This is a genomic window from Citrobacter sp. wls717, assembly GCF_005280955.1.
Lineage (GTDB): Bacteria > Pseudomonadota > Gammaproteobacteria > Enterobacterales > Enterobacteriaceae > Citrobacter > Citrobacter werkmanii.
In genome coordinates, this window is sequence record NZ_SZWW01000044.1 from 1 (window position 1) to 3,362 (window position 3,362).

3 protein-coding genes are annotated in these 3,362 nt (G+C 51.3%); 2 read left to right on the forward strand and 1 reads right to left on the reverse strand.

What is annotated here, in order from left to right:
- The first annotated feature begins 185 nt into the window (after positions 1–185).
- Complete coding sequence (locus FDX09_RS19485) at positions 186–758, forward strand: DedA family protein (protein ID WP_038641956.1); 573 nt, start codon at positions 186–188, stop codon at positions 756–758.
- Positions 759–782: 24 nt separating this feature from the next.
- Here FDX09_RS19485 and mdtQ read toward each other — a convergent pair whose 3' ends face one another.
- The gene (mdtQ, locus tag FDX09_RS19490) at positions 783–2,222 is read right to left on the reverse strand and encodes a multidrug resistance outer membrane protein MdtQ (protein WP_038641958.1); all 1,440 of its coding nucleotides are present in this window, start codon (positions 2,220–2,222) and stop codon (positions 783–785) included.
- 169 nt (positions 2,223–2,391) lie between these two features.
- Here mdtQ and FDX09_RS19495 point away from each other — a divergent pair, with 169 nt between their 5' ends.
- On the forward strand, positions 2,392–3,126 hold the full coding sequence (locus tag FDX09_RS19495; protein WP_085047882.1) for a class I SAM-dependent methyltransferase: 735 nt from the start codon (positions 2,392–2,394) through the stop codon (positions 3,124–3,126).
- Positions 3,127–3,362 lie beyond the last annotated feature (236 nt).

Consider the following 3,362-nt stretch of genomic DNA (forward strand, 5'->3'; position numbering starts at 1 on the left):
CTTGCACGTTCACGGGTAACGGCGTTTCAGAGAAATGACACCGCGGAGGTGAACGGAACCCTGAGCCAGAATCACATGTCCTTCATAATACTTAACTGACAAGCATTAGATCGCTACGGCGCGGCTTTTCCGGCATCAAGTATTCATAGGGTGTATGCTATAAGCGGTGGAGGTCATACAATCGTATGGATATAAATCATTATGTTGCGCAATACGGCTATGCCGCATTAGTGATTGGCAGTCTGGCTGAAGGGGAAACCATTACCCTGTTAGGCGGCGTCGCGGCCCATCAGGGAGTACTTAAATTTCCGCTGGTGGTGCTCTCCGTCGCGCTGGGCGGGATGATTGGCGATCAGTTGCTCTATTTACTCGGACGTCGTTTTGGCGGCAAAATTCTGCGGCGTTTTTCGCGTCATCAGGCAAAAATTGATTACGCGCAGAAGATGATCCAACGGCGTCCTTATCTGTTCGTGGTCGGCACGCGTTTTATGTACGGTTTTCGCGTTATTGGCCCTTTGCTGATTGGCGCCAGTCACCTGCCACCGAAGATCTTTTTACCGCTCAATATTCTCGGGGCGCTGGTGTGGGCGCTGATATTTACCACTCTGGGTTATGTGGGGGGAGAAGTCATCGCGCCGTGGCTGCACAATCTCGACCAGCACATTAAGCACTGGATATGGCTGGTTCTGGTGATTGTACTGGTGGTAGGTGCACGCTGGTGGTTGAAAAAACGCAGCAGCAAGAAGACGGCCCGGTAGAGCGGCATCTACCGGGCAGGTGTGTTACGACGCGTGGTAACCGCCGCCCAGCGCGCTGGTCAACTGAATGGAAGCATCCAGCCACTGGCCTTGCAATACCAGACCGTTGCACTGCTCACGTAACGCCGGGATCTTTGCTTCGCTGACCCGGGAACCCGCGATAATACCGGCGTTAAATCGCGCCTGCGCAAGTCCCACCACACGCTGTGCATCATGTTCGATCTGCTGCTGATGCTGATTCTTCTGCGCCAGTGTTTCCACCTGCGATGCGGCACGCGCCACGTCATTCACCGCATCTACCACGGCTTTGTTGTAATTCGCCACCGTCAGGTTGCTTTGCGCTTTGGTGATATCAAGATTGGCATTCAATCTGCCGCTGTCGAAAATAGGCAGCGTGAGTCCGGCTGTGACGCCCATTTGCTGCGCGGAATGGCGGAACAGATCGCTCAGATGTAACGCATCTTGTTGTAAAAACGCCATCAAATTCACGTCCGGATAAAACGCGGCTTTGGCCGCATCAATGCTGCTCAGGGATGATTCAATATACCAGTGCGCGGCCTGTAAATCCGGTCGACGGGCCAGCAGCGAATAACCTAACTGAGACGGGAGCTGGCTTTCTACGGTAGGTAACTTACTGGTATGCAGTTTCAGAACGGTAGACTGTGAATTAGTCAGGGCGCTCAGCCGCGCCTCAATCACTTTCATTTTGCCGTTAACATCGTTCAGCTGCTGATCCGTTTTACTGGAATCGATATCGGTCTCAACGCCTTCCACTGATGAGGTAATGCCGTTTTGATACAGCTGACGATCGACGGTTATCACGTTCTGTTGCTCATTTTTAATCTGCGTCAGCACGCTTTTCAGTGCCGCCTGCGTCTGCCATTCCCAGTACAGACGCGAAACACCGCTCGCCAGCAGTTGGCGGGTTTGTTCACGCTCAGCTTCACGCGCTTTAACGGCCCCAATACGCGCCGTCACTTCGGCCCGATTTTTCCCCCACAGATCCAGATTCCAACCGGCGGTTAAACCAAAGGTCCCGTTGGTGTACCACGGGCCTGTCGTTCCGGCGGCAGGATCGGTAATGGCAAACGGTCCCATCAGCCCTTCAGCTGACATTCTCTGACGCTCAACGTCCGCAGAGAAATCGATCTCCGGACCATCCTGCGCCTCAACGGCCTTCGCCTGTGCCTCCGCCAGTTGAATGCGCTGTTCCGCCACCTGCATATCAGGAGAGTTTCGCAACGTGCTGTCAATCAGCGCATTAAGCTGAGGATCGTGGTATGCCTTCCACCATTGGCTGTCCGGCCAGCCATTTTTTAACGCCGCAGGTAAGGCGGAATCGACATTCGCAGCAGGGGTCTGCTGCGACAGAGATTGACGGTCATCATGCATAGGCGCACAGCCAGCCATGAGAATAAAAAGGGGCAACAATGCCGTCGCGGCAAAAACAGAATTACGATTCATGGAGATATACAGGTAAGAAAAGATGCGCAGAGAGTACGACTTGTCGCTGTTACTTTTTTAGTTACGCGTGGCAATACATCTTTGGCAATAAAAATATATAATCAGAAAAATATACACCACACAAATAATACAGATTAAATAATTTTAATAATTTATAGATGGAAACCTTATGTCACAGAATATTTATGACGACCCGGAATTCTTTGCCGGATATGCCACGCTGGATCGTTCAGTAAAAGGGCTTGACGGCGCACCGGAATGGCCAGCAATACAAACTATGCTCCCCGCTCTGCAGGGTAAAAACATTCTCGATTTGGGCTGCGGATATGGCTGGTTTTGTCGCTACGCGCGCGATAATCATGCCGCCAGCGTCGTGGGGCTGGATATCTCACAAAAGATGTTAACCCAGGCGCATAATATGACTCACGGCAATGGCATCGTCTATCGCCGTGAAGATCTCGAAACGCTTACGCTCTCGCCGGCGTCTTTCGACCTGGCGTATAGCTCCCTTGCCCTGCACTATTTACACGATATTGAACGGTTATTCGTAACGATTTACCAGGCATTAACACCGGGAGGCATGTTGGTTTTCTCTGCCGAGCACCCCATTTATACCGCACCGCTTAACCAGGGCTGGATAAAAGACAAAACCGGGCAGCTGTCCTGGCCGGTTAATCATTACCAACAAGAAGGCGAGCGTATCAGTAACTGGTTTGCGGAAGGCGTTAAAAAACAGCACCGCAAGCTGGCGACCTGGATTAACGCGCTCATTGCCGCCGGATTCGACATTGTGTGTGTTGATGAATGGGGACCCTCTGCGCAGCAGATTGCTGAAAACCCGGCGCTGGATGAAGAAAAAGAGCGGCCAATGGTGTTTCTGCTAAGCGCACGTAAACCCGCATAACAGCGCGGCCAGGCAGAATAGTTGATACTTTCCTATACTCAATCTGAATTTACCAAAAAAAGGAAAGTTAATGAAAATTCTGCTGTGGATTATTCTAATTATTTTTCTGATTGGACTGTTGGTGGTAACCGGCGTGTTTAAGATGATTTTTTGATGTTGTCTTTTAGCCCAGGCCTGATAGCAGAAATGTCAGGCGATTATTCTCTCTGATGCCGGATGGCGGCGTAAACGCCTTA

Excerpts from the sequence above, each read along its gene's own strand:
- mdtQ (WP_038641958.1), bottom strand. The coding sequence starts at position 2,222 with ATGAATCGTAATTCTGTTTTTGCCGCGACGGCATTGTTGCCCCTTTTT.
- FDX09_RS19495 (WP_085047882.1), top strand. The coding sequence starts at position 2,392 with ATGTCACAGAATATTTATGACGACCCGGAATTCTTTGCCGGATATGCC.
- FDX09_RS19485 (WP_038641956.1), top strand. The coding sequence starts at position 186 with ATGGATATAAATCATTATGTTGCGCAATACGGCTATGCCGCATTAGTG.